The sequence below is a fragment of the Thermoanaerobaculia bacterium genome (genome assembly GCA_035593605.1).
Classification (GTDB): domain Bacteria; phylum Acidobacteriota; class Thermoanaerobaculia; order UBA2201; family DAOSWS01; genus DAOSWS01.
On the sequence record DAOSWS010000038.1, the window covers coordinates 10,948 to 31,950 of the forward strand.

The 21,003-nt window shown below is 51.1% G+C and carries 14 protein-coding genes; 13 read left to right on the forward strand and 1 reads right to left on the reverse strand.

Going from position 1 to position 21,003, the window contains the following annotated elements:
• Nucleotides 1-334 precede the first annotated feature (334 nt).
• Together PLD04_14070 and PLD04_14075 are read left to right on the forward strand one after the other, a co-directional pair.
• A complete protein-coding gene (locus PLD04_14070; GenBank protein HXK69454.1) occupies nt 335-814 on the forward strand; it encodes a PEGA domain-containing protein in 480 nt (159 codons plus the stop codon).
• Between the two features lie 351 nt (nt 815-1,165).
• Entirely contained in the window at nt 1,166-1,366 is a 201-nt protein-coding gene (locus PLD04_14075) for a hypothetical protein (GenBank protein HXK69455.1), read from the forward strand.
• Nucleotides 1,367-1,581: 215 nt separating this feature from the next.
• Here PLD04_14075 and PLD04_14080 read toward each other — a convergent pair whose 3' ends face one another.
• Entirely contained in the window at nt 1,582-2,574 is a 993-nt protein-coding gene (locus PLD04_14080) for a WYL domain-containing protein (protein HXK69456.1), read from the reverse strand.
• Nucleotides 2,575-2,679: 105 nt separating this feature from the next.
• On the opposite strand from PLD04_14080, the gene PLD04_14085 reads away from it, so the two are divergent.
• The 11 genes from PLD04_14085 to PLD04_14135 all read left to right on the forward strand — a co-directional run bounded on the left by PLD04_14085 (nt 2,680) and on the right by PLD04_14135 (nt 20,884).
• The gene (locus tag PLD04_14085) at nt 2,680-4,431 is read left to right on the forward strand and encodes an ATP-binding protein (protein HXK69457.1); all 1,752 of its coding nucleotides are present in this window, start codon (nt 2,680-2,682) and stop codon (nt 4,429-4,431) included.
• A 97-nt stretch (nt 4,432-4,528) separates the two neighbouring features.
• Nucleotides 4,529-5,002, forward strand: a complete 474-nt coding sequence (locus PLD04_14090; GenBank protein ID HXK69458.1) for a hypothetical protein — start codon at nt 4,529-4,531, stop codon at nt 5,000-5,002.
• 105 nt (nt 5,003-5,107) lie between these two features.
• Complete coding sequence (locus PLD04_14095; GenBank protein HXK69459.1) at nt 5,108-6,172, forward strand: hypothetical protein; 1,065 nt, start codon at nt 5,108-5,110, stop codon at nt 6,170-6,172.
• Between the two features lie 282 nt (nt 6,173-6,454).
• Entirely contained in the window at nt 6,455-7,036 is a 582-nt protein-coding gene (locus PLD04_14100) for a hypothetical protein (protein HXK69460.1), read from the forward strand.
• A gap of 170 nt (nt 7,037-7,206) precedes the next feature.
• Nucleotides 7,207-10,659, forward strand: a complete 3,453-nt coding sequence (locus PLD04_14105; protein HXK69461.1) for a helicase-related protein — start codon at nt 7,207-7,209, stop codon at nt 10,657-10,659.
• The gene (gene rmuC / locus PLD04_14110; GenBank protein HXK69462.1) at nt 10,656-12,131 is read left to right on the forward strand and encodes a DNA recombination protein RmuC; all 1,476 of its coding nucleotides are present in this window, start codon (nt 10,656-10,658) and stop codon (nt 12,129-12,131) included. The genes PLD04_14105 and rmuC overlap by 4 nt, the downstream gene beginning before the upstream one ends.
• 13 nt (nt 12,132-12,144) lie before the next feature.
• Nucleotides 12,145-14,022: an ATP-binding protein gene (locus PLD04_14115; GenBank protein HXK69463.1), complete on the forward strand. Its 1,878-nt coding sequence runs from the start codon at nt 12,145-12,147 to the stop codon at nt 14,020-14,022.
• Nucleotides 14,023-14,031: 9 nt separating this feature from the next.
• Nucleotides 14,032-17,058, forward strand: coding sequence for a DUF1156 domain-containing protein (locus tag PLD04_14120; GenBank protein ID HXK69464.1), 3,027 nt, complete (start codon nt 14,032-14,034; stop codon nt 17,056-17,058).
• A 94-nt stretch (nt 17,059-17,152) separates the two neighbouring features.
• Nucleotides 17,153-17,344, forward strand: coding sequence for a hypothetical protein (locus tag PLD04_14125; GenBank protein HXK69465.1), 192 nt, complete (start codon nt 17,153-17,155; stop codon nt 17,342-17,344).
• Nucleotides 17,322-20,123 (forward strand): DUF499 domain-containing protein, encoded by a 2,802-nt coding sequence (locus PLD04_14130; protein ID HXK69466.1) that lies wholly within the window; start codon nt 17,322-17,324, stop codon nt 20,121-20,123. Before PLD04_14125 ends, PLD04_14130 begins: the two co-directional genes overlap by 23 nt.
• A 533-nt stretch (nt 20,124-20,656) precedes the next feature.
• Nucleotides 20,657-20,884, forward strand: a complete 228-nt coding sequence (locus PLD04_14135) for a hypothetical protein (GenBank protein HXK69467.1) — start codon at nt 20,657-20,659, stop codon at nt 20,882-20,884.
• Nucleotides 20,885-21,003 lie beyond the last annotated feature (119 nt).

Sequence of the window (21,003 nt, forward strand, 5' to 3'; positions counted from 1 at the left end):
TAGCTCGAATAGCGCTTGCCACGCTGAAGTTGTCTTGTAACGAAAGCGGGAAGGCTGGTAGCTCGAATAGCGCTTGCCACGCTGAAGTTGTCTTGTAACGAAAGCGGGAAGGCGGATAAATCCCCTAACCAAGTCCCCCCTATTTAGAGATACTCTGGAGGTCGATGGGGTGGATGGGTGGTGGAAAATCAATCCATAAAATCCATAAAATTCATTAAATTCTCAAATTCGCCTATGGCGTGTCAACTGGACATATCTTGTCCCTTTGCGGGATTTATTGTGTAGACATCGAGGGCGGCGGTGGTACGGCGCCCAGAAAACCCAAGGAGGGACTATGAAACGAAAAATTCTTATTCTTGCAGCTGTTGTCATTCCCGTTATTTTTCTCATGCTTGCCTGTGCATCCATCATGCAGGGTACCCGGCAGGATGTCGGGTTCTCCTCCAATCCATCGGGTGCGAAAATCACCGTGGACGGACAGTTTATGGGGGTAACCCCCACCGTGCTTGAGCTTAAGCGGAAGAAAAACCACATCGTGAAGCTAGAACTGGAAGGCTTTCAGCCTTACGAAGCGACCCTCAGCCGGAAAGTCTCCGGATGGGTGTGGGGGAACCTTGTCTTCGGCGGTATCCCGGGGCTTATTGTTGACGCCATCACGGGAGGCATGTACAAGTTGACGCCGGAGCAGATCCAGGGAGTGATGGCTGAGCAGAAAGCAGGCTCAGATCTGAAGGAAGACAGCCTGGTGATCGCCGTGGTTCTGCAGCCCGACCCGTCCTGGGAAAAGATCGGGCAGTTGGCACGAAAGGACTGACCGCAGAGGCCACCTGAACCGCGCCGTACCACGCCGCTTCAAGATGTTGCTGGTTTAAGATTACTCTACGAATACTGAAGCATTAAATGACCTGTAGTAATGGACACATATATAAGGCTTATATATAAGGGTAAGGTTATAGTAAGTATAATATTTGGTATAAATATATATAGTAAGGATACTGCATAGTAATAGTAAAGATAAATATAATAGGGGTGAGGGCTTGACAAACAGCATCATACGTATTAATATATAAAAAGGAAGAACTCTGCCTTTATGGCAGAGTTCATTGTTTTTAAGCAAGGGGCGCGTAAGCGCCCCTCAACCTTTGTACGAGAAAGGAGGATGCGAATGTTGCGATGGAACAACTGGGTAGATACAGAGTGGTTGATGGAGGTATGTCAGGGGAAGCGGATCCAGGATGTCGGAATCCAGGTGGAGCACCCGGAACGGATCCACCTCTTCCTCTCTATCGAGGGAGGCAGCACCATCATCCTCACGATCGAAGGCATGGTCGGCGTCAGCCATGCCATCACGGAACTGATCAAATGAACAGGAATGAGATCCAGGGAGAGGGCCGGCTCATCCCCGGCCCTTTCATACTCTTTATGGAATTCGACTGGTATTTTCTTTGTGAAGCTATATTTTTTCTACCGACTACGGTCTACTATCTACTGACTATCCATGAGACACGAAGTGTACACGTGGTACTTCGTATAGTCGAATGGATGCCCGAAGGGTACTATCTACGGACTTCTTTGTTGTTATTAGAGCCTATACACTTCACACAGCCGATCCAGATCCGCACGTATCATCTCCACCAGCGCCTCCGGCTCCAGGGCCTCCGCTTCGCCGCCCCACTGCAGGACAAAGTGGCAGACTTCCACGAGGCTGGGCACGGAAAAGGAGAGAACCACCGAACCATCGGCTTCATCTTCGACCGTCTGTCCCTCCACCCACGTGACCTCCTTCACCCTCTCCGCAACGGTGGGGGAGAAGCGGATCCTGCAGTCATAGGTGTCATCGGAAACAAACATCTGCGAAGCCGAGGGAAAATAGGTGGCCAGGTCCACCCGGAAGATCGAACGCTTCGGGTTAAAGGTCCCGTCGGCATGGGGCTTTGCCTCCCGGATCCGGCTCACGTGAAAGATGAGAACCTGGTTCCTGCGGTAGCAGTACGCCAGCAGGTACCACCGGCCCTGGAATCCCCTCAGGTGAAGGGGGGCGATCTTCCGCTTCGAGGGTTTCGAGCCGTCCACCTTCTGGTAGGTGATGTCCAGGAAGCGGTTGTGGCGCAGGGCCGCCGTCACCGTTTCCCATACTTCGGGGTCAATATGGGCCACGGGAGCATGGACGTAGGAAAACTTGTCGGGCGAGAGGATGTACTCCCGGTCTTTCTCCGACATGTGCTCCATGAGATGGGAGGCGATTCCCTCCATGTAGCGCCCCAGGTGGGTGTTCTTGAACTCCCGCAGGACCTGCGAGGCCACCAGCACCGCGAACACCTCATCCTCGCTGTGAACCACGAGAGGCGGGAGGGCCAGGGCGGGTGTCGCGTACTTCAGCGTCCGGGCCGAGGCGTCCCAGATGATTTCCGCCCCCACCTTTTCCCGGAGATCCTGCAGATCCCGCTGGATCGTCTTCTCCGTCACGCCCAGTATGCGGGCCAGGTCCGCCTTGGTCACCGAACGGCCCGCGTCGAGGATCTTATGAATCTCGTGAAGCCGTTCCACCTTGTCAATCAGTGAGTGTTTTCCCATGCGGAGAGTATACACCAAAACTCGTCAGAGGGGGGACATATCCTGTCACCCCGCCAGAAGTATTGTATAGATGAAAACAACTGCGGTACCGAGGAAGGAGGGACGATGCCCCAGACGCTGAAAAAAGCCGAAATCACCCAGGACGCTCCATATCAGTCAACCTGGGAATACCTGGAAGACGCCTTCAGTCTGATTACGGCCCGAAAAGAAAACAAGAGAGAGGCCAACCGTCTGGAACGAGCCATCACCCGACGCGCAGAGGCCACAGGGGAGGGGCTTGCCCTCGTAGGCAGCTTGCAAGGATTGACCAATATCGAAAGGACGATTCTTCTCAACCTCCTGGAGCATCGCATCAACGGAAACCAGGAGGGAAAAAACCTGGCGGAAATCCGGGGAGATCTCACCGAGATGAGGATCGGCCTGGGCATGATTGCCGAAGCGCTTAGTGAACAAGGCCCTCTGATCCGCGAAAACTGGATCCAAATGGGCCGCGGACGAACGATTCTCGATCGTAAATATCGTGTTCATCCTTCGGTAATCCGACGGATGCAAGCGAAAATGGAGGATAAGGGAGAAAATCTCCAATTCCAAAGTCATGGTGAATTTATGTACGCCATGGCATCGCTAATCCCCGATTCGGTCATGTGGGAAGAAGCCGAGGCCGTTGATCTTGAGGCCCTGGACGCGATGGTATGTTCTCCAGAGGACCGTACCCTGCGGAATCCCTTTCACAGGGTATGTGATCGGGCGCGTCTCCATGGATTGGAACGCCGAATCCTGGGGATTATGAGTGCCTATTACATTTACAAGTTGGAAGTCTGGCCCAGTGTTGAAGTGCTCCTGATACTTGCGGGTGTAAGGGGGGAAGATTTGCTTGAGGCGGGGAAATGGTTACTTCCCGATCAGCGGCTTCTCCGGGAGAAGCTTTTGAAAATAGACACATACAACCCCCCTTCGAATATCGGGGACATTCTTAGGGCATCGGTATTTCCCACCGAAAAACTACTTAAAAGCCTTAAGGTTTCCTGTATCCCCCCAGATACAGTGTCCGAATCGGGTCTGCTCAAGACCATCCAGCCCGATTTGACCCTGAAAGACCTGATCCTTCCGAAAAAGGTAAAGGAGGCAGTCCGGCAAATCCTCTCCGCCGCACGGTATGCCGAAACGATATACAGAACATGGGACCTGAAACGGATTAGCTACGGTACCACTGTGGGGGTTTTGCTCTACGGCCCACCCGGGACGGGGAAGACCGCCCTGGCCGGCGCCATTGCCCGGGAGCTGGGTTCCCCACTGACGATGGTATCCATGTCAGGGCTTGTCGACATGTGGTTAGGGCAAACCGAAAAGTACATCGAGACCATCTTTGAGGAGGCGGAAAAGAGAAAGGCAGTCCTCCTCTTCGATGAAGCCGACGCGATATTAAGCAATCGAGCCATGATTAACACCGATTATTCCCGGCGTTGGGTCAATCTGATCCTGCAGAAGATCGAGAGACACAAGGGCGTGGTCATCCTCACCACAAACTTCTCCATCCAGCTCGACCCGGCCCTGGAGCGCCGCCTCCTGCATCGGCTCGAAATGCCCGCCCCGGATGAGACGGCCCGCAGAGATATATGGACCCGGCTGATGGGCAAGAGCCTGCCGCTGGCCGACGATGTGAACATCCTGGCCCTTGCCCGGCATCCTCTGACCGGCGGCCAGATCAAGAACGTGATCATCAATGCCGCGCACCGTGCTGCGGAACGGACGAAGGGGAAAGGTCCGGTGAATCGGGAAGATCTTGAAACTGCACTCGAGGGTGAATCCAACATGGCCATCGGGACGACAGCCACGAGAATTGGATTTAGGCAATGAAACCTATGGCCGGGGCCTGGGGGACCGACAAACCCTGGAGCCCTACAGGAGCCCCAATGGCCCCGGCCGCCCTTTATTACCTATAAGGAGGTATACCATGGGATTCGTCTCGTGCATGGAAGACAACAACACGCGCCAGGAAGACCTGGACAACCAGGATCTTTCCCTTCACAATCCATCAGAAGAGGGGAGTGCTGCACTGGCAGAAAGGTGCAAGACCTATCAGGAAGAGATCCATACCCTAAATGCAAGGGTGCGGGACCTGGAATCCCTCCTCGGCATGGTCACAAAGCCCAAGTTAGACCTGGCTGAAAAAGTGCAGAGGGAGTCGGAGGGTCTCGCCCGCCTCGAGAGCGAACGGAACAAGTACTACAACCTCTACCGGGACGAAAAGAGGGCCAACCTCACCCTGATGAAGGACAACCAGCGCCTGAAACAGGAGAACAAAGAATTGAAGGCATTCCGGGATAAAGGCACTCAGAACCCAGAAGTTATGGCCAATCTCTACGAAGCCTTCAGCCAGCCCAAGGACATCCGCAGGCACAAGTCAAGGGACCTTCCTACCGGGTAATCGAATATCGGAAATGAAAGATTGACAGCACAGATATCCTATCAACGAAAAAATGAGAATGATTAACTATAATTGAAAATCATTTGAATGTGGTAAGATTATTTTATGATCGAAAAACGGGGCATTGAGAACAATTTACTGAAGACAATCCATAGCGGCTTTACCCGGCAAAATGAGAATTACCTCTCCCTGATTTTTGCTTGGTTGCTAGATAAATCGTCAATTAGAGATCTATTATGGAACCAGCTCACCGTTCTCGATGTAGATCTGGTTAAGAAATACATGCTGAAAAAGATTGTCGGTGACTTTCAAAAAATTGAATGGCAAGCCCCTAATGAAAAGAAGGATAGGTGGTATGATATTTCTATCAGTAACACAGTAATCGAAGCAAAAGTGATGGCGGGTACTACGAATAACCAATTAACAGAGTATTTTAAGAATAATAGATCATTAATATTGCTGATCCCGAAATATCGAATAAAGGATTTCTATTTAAAATTGAATAAGATCAACGCAAAATCAAAAATTAGAAATTGTTACTTCATGTTTTGGGATGATATTGAGTATATCATTAGGGGAAACAAGAAAGGCGATACATTATTAGAATTAATTGACGAACTTCTTATTTCAAGTGATTGTAAATTGGGTATTATTTATGACAGCGAATTAAACGCGGATATTTTCAACCCTGTTATTTTCAAAAAAGAAAATTCTATTACTAGGTTATTCTACCAAAGAGAAATTAATAAGTTATATAAAGATTTGATATTACATGTAAATAATAAAATTAGGACTTATCAAAAAAAGGAAGAATTCATTCAATATAAAATAACGAGTACAGACATTGGCTACCGCATTTATCTACCGACGAAACGATGGGGAAAGAAAGAGAGAGAAAAAAAAGACATTTGGGGACAAAAAAAGGTAAATGATTGGTTTATTTATTTTGGAGTATCATGTAAAAAGAATAAAGGACAACCTGATTCCATAAGAGTAGTAATCCGATACCCCAAAGAAGGTCACAAAGCTTGGAAAGCATTAGGAAACAGCCCTTCTTTTAAAACAGGACTGGATAAATCAATTCATTTCGATAAGGCCGAGCCATATCAAAATTACGATCAAATGTTGGAGTTCATGAAGAAAAATTTACTCCTCCCATCTGTTTGGTAGAATTTTTATTAAACTAGGTTTAATGGACCCATGCTGCCACTGAGGTAATGCCAGCTATTAAGCATTTTTATGCTCATTTTGTGTACACTTGACAATAGCTGAAGATGGGGGTAATTTTTTATATGCTCTTGGGGGGCTCCAAGCAAAGGCATTAGTGTACGTTGGAGGTATTGATGATCCATACACCAAACGGCAAGAATCTCCTTCTGATAAAAGATGGTGTTTACGATCATTATTTTAAAACCATTGGCTGATTCAGGCCAGCAAACAAGGGAGGTCTAAATGGCATTCATTGTAAATCTTTGGTCTTTCAAAATACACACATTCATGTGTCCTGCTGCACGCACGGATCACCAAAACATGATAGCCTTTTTGAGACCTGTGCGGTCAAAATATTTTGAATATTTGGATACGTGTGGTATCTGTAATACCCAACTTAATAAAAATGTTTCTGATAGACAAATACGAGAATTATTAGACGGAAAGAAAACGGTATTTTGTAACCCATGGAGTAGCAAAGCCCATGTGGACCCTGGATGTTTGAGAAGTATTAAAGATATTAAGGAAGAAAATCTTTTTGATGCAGTCTGGAATGGTAATTCCCTTTGTAGAAATTGCCGCTATGATGCCGTGTATGGATTAATTGCAGATATAAATAGTGGAACGGTTCACAAATTAGATTGCGACAAAATTAGGAGCCAAAATGGGGTTGAATTCGAGACATTCGTATGGCTTGACCAGGCAATGGAGCGAGGCTATAAAGCATGCAATTGTGTAACATCGGGGAACGGAAAATTTATAAGTTTTATCAATATGCTAGAAGAAGAAGTTCGACTCCTTTCAGAATGTGAAGATCCCAATTAGTACGGATTGTAAATGTTGATGGCTACTTCAAAATTAGCAACATCCACCAATAGGAGTAACTAAAATATGCTCGTGATGGGCTCTATGCCAAATTTAACAGAGGAGTGTTCAAGGTAAGGAGTATTCCTTTATACTGTATGGGGAGATTTTCAGAAGAAGGGAGGCAATCTTTGAAATATAACGAAATACCCCGGGAAGGCCAGACGCTTTCAGGTACCCTCTTTTCTGAACCCATGAGAGTTGAAACTGTGCGCCCGGCAGGTGAGAATCAGTGGTCTCTTGGTCTGGTGGGTGTAAAGACAGGCAAATTTATCCGTGTCAATCTATCGGAAGAACAATTCTGCCAATTGGAGGTCATATCGGACACACCGACCTATGCCGGTGATGGAAAGCTCCTTCGCCTGGCATTGCAAGCATACGCTTTGGGAATCGCGTACGAATTCGATCCCTACTTTGGCCTATCCCTATCCCGTGTCGATCCCCTTCCTCACCAGTTGGAGGCTGTATACGACTACCTTTTAAAACTCCCTCAGGTCCGTTTTCTTCTGGCCGATGACGCGGGAGCCGGAAAGACAATCATGGCAGGACTTCTCATACGGGAACTCAAACTCCGCGGTCTGGTGGAAAAAGTCCTCATCGTCGGTCCTGCCAATCTGGCCTTTCAATGGCAGCGGGAGCTGAAGGATAAATTCAACGAAACCTTTGTCGTCATGAAGGGATACGATGTAAAGGACCAGTACGGAGTTAACCAGTGGCTAAAACAAAAGCAGGTCATTACCTCACTCGACCTGGCCAAGCGTGAGGACATACTTCCAAGCCTGAAACAGGTGCGTTGGGATTTAGTCATTGTCGATGAAGCACATCGGATGTCATGGACGCCCCATTCCAAAAAGACCGCCCGATACGCCCTGGGTGAACTCCTTTCCGACACTACCGACCATTTCCTTCTTTTGACCGCCACACCCCATAAGGGTGATCCTGAGAATTTCAGCCTCTTTCTCCAACTTCTCGACCGTGATGCCTATGCCGACGTAAAGTCCATCGAAGAGGCCATGGAACGCAAGCGCGCACCCTTTTACATCCGCCGCGTGAAGGAAGCCATGGTCTACTTTCCCCAACTACAGCCGGACGGAAAATGGGCAGCGAAACGAATATTCACCAACCGAATTCCCAATTCGGCAGACTTTAAGATCGATGGCGACGAATTCGATCTCTACCGTGACATCACCCGATACGTGAAATTTCAGAGTAACCGGGCTGCCGCGCAAGGCAACAATGCGAGAGCGCGTGCCGTCGGCTTCCGTATGGCCCTCTATCAACGCAGGTTGGCTTCGTCGATTTATTCCATCCGGCGCTCCCTTGAGCGCAGTGCCGACCGAATGGAGCGGCTCCTCAAAGAAGCCCGCGAGTTAATTCTGGAAATTCCACCGGACCTTCCCTCACCAGAAGAACTCGAGGAGATGGAAGAGGCGGAACGAGAAAAATATGAGCTCCTCCTTGAGGCCATCTCTCTGGCCGACAACGAAGAGGATGTCAGGGAAGAGATCGAGGGATTACGTGACCTTGCGGCTCACGCACAGACGATTGAGGATATAGGAACCGAAGCCAAACTTTCCCGCCTCAAGGATCTCCTTCAACAGCAGGGCTTCATGGCAAACCCGGACCAGCGCCTTCTCGTCTTCACAGAATTTAAAGACACGCTGGACTATCTTGTCGGGAAACTAACCGACTGGGGCTTTCGGGTCGGATGCATTCACGGAGGCATGAAGATTGGTGCCCGAGACATTCCTCACACCCGCCTTTACACCGAGCAACAATTCCGTGAGGGCGACATTCAGGTCCTTGTCGCCACCGAGGCGGCAGGCGAAGGCATCAACCTTCAATGCTGCCATATCCTATTCAACTACGACATACCCTGGAATCCCAATCGCCTCGAACAACGCATGGGCCGAATTCACCGTTACGGCCAAACTCACGACTGCCTGATTTTCAACTTCGTTGCAACCAATACAATCGAAGGAAGGGTCCTGAAAAGACTTACAGAAAAACTCAATGAAATCCGGAATGCCCTGGAAGACGATGCGGTCTTCAATGTGGTAGGGGAAATATTGCCGGCCGCCCACATCGACCGAGTCCTCAAGGAATACTATGCCGGGAAGCTCGGGGACGAAGATCTCGAAGAGCGAATCCTCCATAACGTCGATGAGGAACATTTCCGGGCCATATGTCAGAACGCTCTCGAAGGTCTGGCAACGCGAAACCTCAACCTGGAAATGCTCCTGGAGCGAAAAGCAAAAGCCCAGGAACGTCGGCTTGTCCCAGAGACCATCGCACGTTTCATTCACGAATCCGCTGAATATACCGGCCTATCCTGTACTCTCGTACCTAATCAACCACACACCTTTGACATTGGCAGGGTCCCTACAACCCTGAAAACCTACGATCAGGAACCCGATTGGCCCCACGGTACCATCGCCGCAAAATACCCGCGATGCAGCACCGATAGAACGACGGCGGAAAACAAAAACCTTGAATGGGTAACCCCCGGCCACCCTCTCTTTGAGGCCATCAGGCAACACATCCACACCGAGGGAACAAAGGCCTTCCACCTTGGAGCATGTTTCCACGCCCTTGACCATGAGGAACCCAGTCGAATTGACCTCTACAGAGCCAGAGCTGTCGACGGTCTGGGGAAAATAATCCACGAAAGGATCTTTGCCGTTGAACTCATTGCCGATGCTGAACCGACGCTGAAGGACCCAGCCATGCTGGGCAACCTGACACTTGCACCGGTGCCTGACAACCTTCCGCCGTCGGCCCACCTGGAGGATGCCTCGGTGTGGCTTGACCAACACGCCTTGCAACCTTTTCTCCAGGAGATTCGTCAAGAACGGGAAGAAGAAATCAACCGCATCGCCTATCATGTAGACTTATCCTTAACGCGACTGTTGGAAAAAGCCGATGAAGAAATCGGGCGTGCGGCGGCAGAACGGGACGAAGGCGTGCAGGGGGCCGAAGGGCGCCTTGCACAGGCGGAAAACCGCCACGCTGCTCTCATGGCCCGACGGGAAAAGCGGCGTGAAGAGATGGCACGACAGAGATCCGTCACTCTGCAGGATGTTGAACGCATCACATCGATTCTTGTCCTTCCCCATCCTGATCGCGAGGCGCCGGACCTGACCAAAATGCGCCCCAACCTGGAGACAGAAGCCATCGCCATGCGCGTCGTCATGGAACATGAAGAGGCACTCGGCCGCCAAATCTACGATGTTCATGAAAAGAATCTTGGGTACGACGTTACCAGCCTTGATTTAACATCAGGGGAGCTACGCCTCATTGAAGTCAAGGGGCTCCAGGCAAAGGAAGGCACGATTCTCCTATCCCCCAACGAGCGTCGCGTTGCGGAGGACCGAAGAGACTGCTACTGGCTTTACGTGGTAACCAATTGCGCGGAACAGCCAATGCTGCAAGAACCCATCAAAGATCCTGCACGCTTTCCCTGGCATGAAGTTTCCAAAGTTCAACACTACTGGCTGGAGGTTAAGGCGATGACACAACCGATGGAGGTGAGGGACAATAATCATCACTTTGGATCCTCCCTCAAGGAGGACAAGGATCAATGATATATTCACTTTGTGTTCTGATTGGTCTTGTAATTGGTGGACTCATTGCATGGCTGGTGGTGTCAACAAGAGTAACGCGGTCCCTAACATCAAGGATTGACGAGTTGTCTAGGCAAGCCAACATTGCAGAGGGCCGGGCAGCCGGGCAAGAATCGACCATTGCCGAGCTTCGAGCGCAAAATCAGAAGATGTCTGAGGACAACGTAAAACTCAGGGACCAACTAGCTTCAGAAAACACCGCTAAGGTGAAAGCCGAAACCCATCTGGCTGAAACGGTTCAACGCCTTGATGAGGAGAAAAAGCTGCTTGAGGATGCCAAAGCTAAGCTTACGGACGCCTTTAAGGCACTCGCCGGCGACACCCTTCAAAACAGCACAACAGCATTTTTAGAACTGGCTAAGGAAACAATGGATAAGATTCTATCCGACGCAAAAGGAGACCTGGGTAAACGGCAAGAAGCAATACAAGGTATGGTTAAACCTCTGGCAGAATCCATCTCGAAATTCGAGGAGCACGTTCGAACAATCGAAAAGAACAGACAGGAAGCATACTCCGGCCTCACGGAACACCTGAAAATTTTGACAACAAGTCAACAGCAACTTCAAAAGGAAACTGCAAATCTCGTGACCGCGCTGCGAAAACCGCAGGTACGGGGGCGATGGGGTGAAATGACCCTTCGACGTGTAGTTGAACTTGCCGGAATGTCCGAACACTGTGATTTCGCTGAACAGGTCACTTCTTCCTCTGAAGAAGGACGACGGCGTCCTGACCTTGTCGTACGATTGCCAGCCGAGCGCGAGATTGTTGTGGATGCAAAAGTATCCCTTGACGCTTATCTGGATGCGGTGGCTGCAGAATCTGAGGAGTCGCGAAAAGAAGCCATGTCGCGACACGCAACCCAGGTCCGCACCCACATGACATCCCTTGCAGATAAACGATACTGGCAACAATTCACAAAGGCCCCGGAATTCGTTGTGATGTTTATCCCCGGGGAGTCCTTCTTTGGTGCCGCTGTCGATGCGGATCACAGCCTAATCGAAGATGCATTAGAACAACGTGTGGTGTTGGCGACACCAACAACATTTATTGCCCTCCTCCGGGCAGTCGCCTACGGATGGCGGCAGGAACAAGTTGCCAAAAACGCCCAGGATATAAGCGATCTTGGGCGGCAGCTATACGATAGAATGCGAACTCTTGCCGAACATATTGGTAATATTGGCAGTGGACTTGAAAAAGCGAATGCAGCATACAATAGTGCCGTAGGTTCGATAGAATCACGAGTTTTACCTGCTGCGCGACGCTTCAAGGAATTGGGAGCTGCGCCCGGTGCTGAGGTACCGCTCGTCCAACCTATAGATAAGTCACCGCGTGCGTTAACGGCCCCGGAGCTCACGAAAGAAGAACCCTCCAACCAAGAAATCGAGGATGTTAATAACTCAGATATGAAATCAAGATCAGAGGACATTCCTTAATGGAGACACTATTATGCGCTTGATTCAAATGAAAATTAAAAACTTTCGATGCTACAACGATGAGACTGTTGTTGACCTTGATAAACTTGTCGTATTTGTTGGAAAGAATGATTCAGGAAAATCATCTTTGTTCGATGCTCTCGAAATATTCTTCGAGGGGAAGGCGGCACCAGACAAAGATGATGCATGTGTCCATGCAAGCGATGCCACAGTGCGTATCACTTGTGTATTCGACGATATTCCTGCACAGCTTGTTATTGACGCACAACACCCTACTGATCTTACCTCGGAGTACCTGTTGAATGGTAATGGTCACCTGGAAATTGTAAAGGAATACAACTGTGGCCTTGCAAAACCGAAATGTTCTGCTGTATATGCGCGATGTTCACATCCGACTGCAGATGGTTATTCTGATTTACTCTCGCTGACTAACACGAAACTCAAACAACGAGCCAATACTCTTGGTGTTGATTTGGAAGGGATCAATCAAACCATAAACACAGAAATTCGCCGAGCAATCTGGCAACAAACAGATGCCTTGCAGTGCCAGGACATAGATATCGAACTAAAGACAGAAGCAGCAAAAGAAATATGGGATCAGTTAAAGAGACATCTCCCAGTCTATGCGCTGTTTAAATCTGATCGGCCCAGCACCGATCAGGATTCAGAAGCACAGGATCCCATGAAGGCGGCAGTTAAAGAAGCCATCAAAGCGGAGGAAGACAATCTTAATCTGATTACTCAAAAAGTGAAGGCGGAAGTCCAAGAGATCGCGAATCGTACAGTCGAGAAACTACGAGAAATGAATCCAGCTTTAGCCAGTCAGTTAACTCCGCGCGTGTCCAATAAAAACTGGGATACTTTATTTTCAGTGGATCTAACCGGCGACGAAGACATCCCCATCAATAAGCGGGGGAGTGGTACACGGAGGCTTGTGTTATTGAATTTTTTCCGGGCCAGATCGGAGAAGGAGGCGGAGGACAAGAGCACTGGGGTGATCTATGCTATTGAAGAACCAGAAACAAGCCAACATCCAAATAATCAAGTGATGCTGGTCAGGGCACTTGAGGAACTTTCGGATCGATCTGGGTGCCAGGTCATGTTGTCGACCCATACACCAGTGTTGGCACGACGATTCAACCAAAACTCCCTCCGGCTTGTTACACGGGACAATGGGATACCAGTGATTCGCAGTGGGTGTCAGGAGCAGACAATTAGGGAGATTGTTGAATCCCTGGGTGTCCTACCCGACCATAATGTCAGAGCATTTTTCGGTGTTGAAGGAAGGCACGATATTAACTTCCTCCGCGCTATCTCGAGGATATTACATGCGGCAGGTGAAAATATCCTTGACCTTGGCTGTGAGGAAGATTTGGGCCGTTTGGTCTTTGTTCCACTCGGAGGCAGTAGTCTTGACTTATGGGTGTCCAGACTCAAAGGATTCAATCGTCCCGAGTTCTATCTAATGGACAGGGATAATCAACCACCCGACAAGCCAAAATATCATACGATTGCTGCGGAACTAGCCCAACGTGAAAACTGTACTGTTTGGATAACAGAACGAAAAGAATTGGAGAACTACCTTCATCCCCAGGTTATTAATAGCGACTACTCTGATTATGCTGGAAAAGGTGCCGATTTTGAGGATGTACCGATGCTTTTTGCCCAAGCAGTACATGAAACGAGCGAACGTGGGGTCCCATGGGCAGATGTTTGCTCAGACGTTAAGAAGTTAAGTAAAAAAGAGTCCAACGCAAAACGTAGATTGAACTCAGAGTATGTGGCCAAGATGACACCTGATCTGCTTACGGAAATTGATACCCAAAACGAACTCCGAAAGTGGCTGCAACTTGTGAGTCATGCCCTTTCAACGGATGAAGAACGTGAATAAGAGGAACAAATGATCCCAAAGGAGTGTAAACGACTGGCAGAGGTGGATTTCCCGATTGCGGAGGTTTCGAGGCATTCTGCACGCGAGAAGTCGATTCGGCATGGGCACCCGTCGACACTGCATTTATGGTGGGCTCGGCGGCCGTTGGCGTCATGCCGGGCCATTTTATTGGCCCTCTTGTGGCCCGATCCTTGTGACCCCCTATGTCCCGACGATTTCAAGATCAAGGCAAAAGAGGTCTTACTAAACATGCCTGGATGGAACAGACCACGAAGAACGGAACAAATGAAATCCGACATGGGTTTACGAAGAGCGCTTCTCGATTTTATCGCCGATTTTGCCAATTGGGATCATTCTTCCGACAAAGACTATCTTACAACGGCCCGTACGCTCGTGAAGGCAGCCCACCCGGAGGAGACACCCCTGGTTGTGGATCCATTTGCCGGCGGCGGGTCGATTCCGCTTGAGGCTCTGAGGGTCGGGTGTGAGGCGTTCGCCAGTGATCTAAATCCCGTAGCGTGCCTTATCTTGAAAGTTATGCTGGAGGACATCCCGCGCCACGGGCCGAAACTGGCCAAAGAGTTGCGCCAGGTCGGGAAGGAAATCAAGGAGAAGGCAGAAAAGGAATTGGCCGAGTATTACCCGACCGATCCGGATGGAGCGACGCCTATCGCCTACCTTTGGGCAAGGACTGTCCAATGTGAGGCGCCAAACTGCGGCGGGGAGATCCCACTGATGCGCTCCTTCTGGCTCTGCAAGAAGCCGAACCGGAGAAGGGCACTTCAGATGACATCCGGTGGATTTCCCGAATCTGGGGATAAGCCGCTACTCCATTTCGAGATCTACGAACCGCCATCTGAAAGCGCCGTGGGACAGGGAACGGTTTCCCGTGCACGGGCAAGATGTCCCCACTGCAGTGCTATCCTTCCGCCTGAGAGAGTTCGATCACAACTTACGACGCAACAGGGCGGTGCTGATGTGCTCTTCGACAAGAAGGGCAAACGGATTGGCGGTGCACGGATGCTGGCCGTTGTGACGCTGCGCCCGGGAGAAAAGGGCCGACATTACCGCTTGCCCAATGATCGCGACTATCTTGCCGTATTCAAGGCCAAGAAACGCATCCAAGAAATTTTGACAGAATGGGAGAATTCAGGTCGGCAAGGACTCTGTCCTATCCCGGATGAGCCGACTCCTGCAGGAGGCGGATCTGGCGCAGGACGTGCGTTCTCAGTCCAAAAATATGGAATGATGACATTTGGAGACCTCTTCACTGCACGGCAAAAGGTGGGGCTTTTCTGTTTAGGACGGTATGTTTGCATCAATCCAAGATTATCTACTGTGGCTAACCCATTGGCATTATCCTTAAGTAGATGCACTGAGCAAATGTCATCGCTTGTTCGATGGCGTATTACAGTAGAAGCCGTTGCAGGAACATTCGGACGAAATGCCTTGCCAATGATGTGGGATTTTGTCGAAATAGTTCCATCCGGCGATGATGGCTCAAACTTTTCTGCGGCAGTGGATTGGGTCGCTGAAGTAATTGAAAAACAAGGAGAAAGCATTCATCAGCAAGGGCAGACTTCAGTATCAGATTGTACGAAATCACCTTTGCCAGATGATTCAGCTTGGATATGGTTTACCGATCCGCCGTACTACGATGCTATTCCATATTCCGATCTCTCGGATTTCTTTTTGGCTTGGTTGAAGCGTATACTCCCGGACAACCGCTTTTTGCAGGACCCATTTGACCATGCAAACCCCCTATCACCCAAGACACGAGAAGCCGTGCAAGATGAGACGAAACGTGTGGACGGTATTCCAAAAGATCGCGTCTTCTTTGAAAATGTTATGGAGAAGGCATTCGCTGAGGGTTGCAGAGTACTCAGGTCTGACGGAATAGGTTCCGTTGTCTTCGCTCATAAAACAACCGAGGGATGGGAAGCTCTTCTCTCAGGGCTTATCTCCGGCGGTTGGACGATTACGGGATCATGGCCTCTTGCGACGGAACGCCCCGGGCGTCTCCGCTCACAGGAATCCGCTGCCCTTGCAACCAGCATCCATCTTGTCTACCGCCCGCGACCTACAGATGCCAGTATCGGTGATTGGGGTTCAGTTCTTAAGGAACTTCCACATCGTGTGGAAGCATGGATGGAGCGGCTACAAGAGGAAGGCATTCGAGGGGCAGATCTCGTATTTGCATGCATCGGGCCGGCGTTGGAGATCTTCAGTCGATATGAACGGGTTGAAGAGGCGGACGGCACACCGGTGGATCTGGCCGCGTACCTTCTTAAGGTCTGGGAGGTCGTCGGACGGACGGCTCTGAAGCAGATTCTTGACACAGGTACGGAATCGAGCACAACATCTGTCGGCGCGTTGGAGGAGGATGCACGGTTGACGGCCCTTTTCTTGTGGACGCTACAAAGCACGAAGACCGTTACCGCGGGGAACGGGAAGGCGGATACTGACTCTGAGGAAGAACAGGATGAGGAAGATGAACCTATGAAAGTTGCAACCAAAGGCGGTTTCAGCCTCATCTATGACATGGCGCGGCGATTCGCCCAGCCATTAGGGATCCACCTGGAGGACTGGGAGGGGCGGATTATCGAAACGTCAAAAGGCGACGTCCGCCTCTTGCCGGTCACCGCACGGGCCAGGCAACTCTTTGGCGAGGAAGGTGCCCGCGCCGTAGCTGCAAGACTGGAAAGCGCCCCTGCAGGACCGGTTCAGCTTTCACTCGCGACTCCGCCCGTCGCCCAGGCAAAACCCCAGCGGGGCCGAAGAAAGGGATCCGTGGGGGCAAAGGTAGATCCCGACGATCTCCGGGGCAAGGTAGACGCCACTACGCTGGATCGGGTTCATATGGCGATGCTTCTACAGAAGGGCGGCCAATCCCATGGGCTTAAGGCGCTCTTAGAGGCAGAAATGGCCCGCGGATCTGAGTTTCTCCGCCTCGCCAACGCTCTTTCGGCCCTCTACCCCACCGGGTGCGAGGAAAAGCGTCTCCTTGACGCCATGCTCCTGGCTGTACCGAGGTAACCCTGGATGAGCGATTCACATTGCCATCCCAGAGTCTGGCAGATTGCATCGGGAGATGAGGGGCGGGATTTTTCAGACCTTCTGATTCACCACGATGTGGCCCTTCTCGGGCCCGGCGATCCTGGTCATTACCGACGGGATTCGCTACCATTATTTCACTGCCGATGGGGGCTATACACCCGCGGCGTATGCGAATCTGGCCCGTTTGAAAGTTTCTTCTCAAGTGCTATGGGATCGGCTTGCACGTAAGAAAGGAGGATTGAATGACGTTTCAACCCTGGTATAAAGTGGTGGAGCTTCGCAAGGAGGTACGGGAGGGACGCTCCTTTAATCCGGATGAGTTTGCTATTGCCCTTGAGCAGGTGGCGGCGGGTACCGCCCCTCCGGATTACCGGGATCCGGCTGAATTTTTTCGCAGGACCTATTTCACGCGAGCGCTGAAAGAGCATGCGTCTATGGTTCTCAAACGCCTCGCGGGGGAGACGGCAAATACAGCCCCGGTCCTGACACTGATCACTCAGTTTGGTGGCGGAAAAACTCATACGTTGACGGCCCTGTACCATATGGTGAAAGCGGGCGCAGGAGCGAAAGGATATCCGGGGATGGCGGAGCTTCTTGCCGAGGCTGGCCTGAAGGAGATTCCATCGGGCCGCGTGGCGGTCTTTGTCGGAAATGCCTGGGATCCGAAAAACGATTGTCCGAATCCGTGGACAGACCTAGCCTTCCAGATTGCCGGAAAGAAGGGTGTTGAGGCATTGGGTGCTTCCGCTGCCACCACGGCGCCCGGTACGGAGGCGCTGGGACGGCTCTTTGCTATCACAGGTGAACCGGTGCTCGTTTTGTTCGATGAGGTTTTAAACTTCATCAACCGTCATCGCAATATGGCTGATTCGTTTCACGCATTTATTCAGAACCTGACGGTGGCCATGACGGGAACCAAGCAGGCGGCCGCAGTCATCAGTCTTCCGCGCAGCCAGGTGGAGATGACGGAGTGGGACCTTACCTGGCAGGAGAAGATCACCAAGGTTGTCAGGCGTGTAGCCAAAGATCTGATCGCCAACGACGAAACCGAGATCAGCGAAGTAGTACGGCGCCGCCTCTTTGATGGTTTGGGACCGGAGTCCCACAGAAAGAAGGTTGCCAGGGCATTTGCAGATTGGTGCTTCGTACAACGCGCACAACTCCCCCCGGAATGGACAAGGGTGGATTCAGCCACAACCAGGGATAAGGCTGTAGATCACCTGCAAGGAATCTTTGAGGCCTGCTTCCCCTTCCACCCAGCCTGTCTTTCTGTTTTCCAGCGAAAGTGGCAGACACTTTCTCAGTACCAGCAGACCCGCGGAACCCTTGCCATGTTGGCACAATGGATATCACTGGCCTATAAAGACGCCTTCACCCATGCGCGAAAGGAGCCTTTGATCACACTGGGTTCCGCCCCTCTTGAGATAGGCGAGTTTCGGAGTATTGTTCTCGGCCAGGTTGGCGAGGTACGTTTGGGACCGGCGATATCGGCCGATCTTGCCGGCGACCATGCCCATGCAAGGGTCCTGGATGCTGATACGAAAGGACCCCTCCGTGATGTCCATCGCCGGGTTGGTACGGCCGTATTCTTCGAATCGTGCGGTGGCCAGGTGGACAAGATGGCCCATCTGCCTGAGCTTCGGTTCGCCCTGGGTGAACCGGAAATGGACACGACATCCATCGACACCGCTTTGTCCAAACTGGAAAAACGCGCCTATTACCTGCGGCGAGTGGGTACGGACGGATATCGTTTCCATTACAAACCCACCTTAAAGAAGGTCGTGAATGACCGCCGTGCCTCTCTTGATCCATCGTCGGAAATTAAACCAACAATGGGAAAACTCATTAAGGAGGAATTTGAGCGAGGCAAAACGATTCCCACGGTGGGGTTTCCAGAATCTGGTACAGATGTCCCGGATTCACCGCGCCTCACCCTGGTGATTTCAAGTCCCGACGAAGAGTGGATCGGGAAAGAGGCACAAAAAGAAAACCTCCGTACCTGGTTTGACCACCGGGGTAACAGCCCCCGTCTCTATCCGGGTGCCCTGGTATTCTGCTTCAAAAAGCCGGGCCGGGATCTCAGGGATAAAGTGGAGGCCTGGTTAGCATGGGAGAGGGTACAATTCGACGTCAACAAGGGTAGTCTTGGAACCGAGCTGGATACCGAGGACTTGAAAAATCTCGCTGCCGACGTGAAATCCGCACAGGCCGACGCGCGGGATGAGGTGTGGGCAAGTTATCGGTACATTGCACTCTCGGAACCATCCTCGCCAGGAGGTGTAACCTCCATCGATCTCGGGGCGGTGATGGCCGGATCCGGTACGACGCTTTGTGGTCGCATCATTGCAGCGCTGAAACAGGATGCCCTCCTGAACGAGTCGATCGGGGCCGGATACATCGACAGGAATTGGCCCGAGTCATTCAAGGCTTCAGGTGCGTGGCCCCTGGCCGGATTGAGAAAATGCCTGGTGGATGGCACGCTCACAAGATTGCTTGAACCTGATACGGTTCTAAAGAGAAAGATACCTGAATTCGTTCTAAAAGGTGACTTTGGTCTTGCCGCTGGTGATGAAGGAGATGGGAAGTACCAACGTTTCTGGTACAAGGAGGAGGTATCGCCCGATGAAGTAATGTTCGACTACGGCGTCTTTCTCTTGCGCAAGGATACGGCCACAGAATATGCCGAACAAACCAGCGGTAAGCAAGGAACATCCGTTGTTGTTCCCGGGACACCACCGGCTAAACCAACACCTCTGGAGGGGCAACCTGCTCCATCCTATCCCACAACCACTCAACCTTCCGCCACCGCAGCCAAATCAATCGTAACCCTTTCCGGCCCGATCCCGCCAGAACTATGGAACCGATTGGGTACCAGCCTGATCACAAAATTGCGAGGTGCGGGGGATCTCAAGGCGGAGGTTTCCTTCACTGTAGAAGTGGACACCCAACGAGTCAAACACCTGGAAGAAGATATCCGGCGGGTGCTAGGTGAATTGGGTATTCCAGATCGGATCCATATAGAATTATCGGAGGTAAAAGAATAAAGTTTTCAACAGTCACAATGCTTGCTTAGATCGAAGAAGGCAAACATAACCACAATTTTGGATTAGAGACGCGAACAGGCATCCCCGGTGCTGGGATTGTCATCAGAATCCATTCCAAGGGTGCTGCCGCAGGGGCTTTTTACGCGGATCAGGTAGTAGTAGGTGTTTCCCGGGGCCGGGTTGGGGTCCTCGTCGATGCCGTTTCGGGTGGTCTGGTCAGTTCCGAGGCAGTCACAACCGGTAAAGTTGTCGGGGGTGGTATTTCTCAGGATGTCGTAGGAGGGTACATCACAGCCGGGATCGGCGGGCTCGCTCCAGGTAATCGTGGTGGGTAGGTCTCCGTCCAGGGTCAGGTCGGCGACGGGGTCGGCGGGGAGATGATGGGGATGGAGAAGATCTCGGCCCGTTGGCTTCCTATACCACGGGCCGGAATTTCCGGAAATAGAAACTGATTCACAGGTTTACACCATGCCTGGTGGTAGGGAATGCACCGCCCGGCGTGTTATTCTCAGGGTAGGCGTAAGGGAGGCACCATGAAACGTTTTTTACTGCTGCTGGTTATGGGTTTGATTCTTTTCTGCATGGGGGCGAAGAGCCAGGAGACACGGGCGGACAGGCTGGTCCTGGCGGTGCATGATTACCTCGTAGTCCTGGATTCCACCGTGGATCGAGACCGGCTCACTCTGATTGAGCGCACGAAACTGGACCGTGCGAAACGTGAGCTGGAAACGCTGTACAGGGAAGTGAAGTATAGACGTTGATTATTTTGCACTAGCAGGGTCTGGCTTGAGCAAATTGACAAAGTGATAGTGGATCGATAATATCTGTAGTGCCCATTTAATTTGTCCACTTTTCTGCCTCGGAATAGGTTGACACGTCC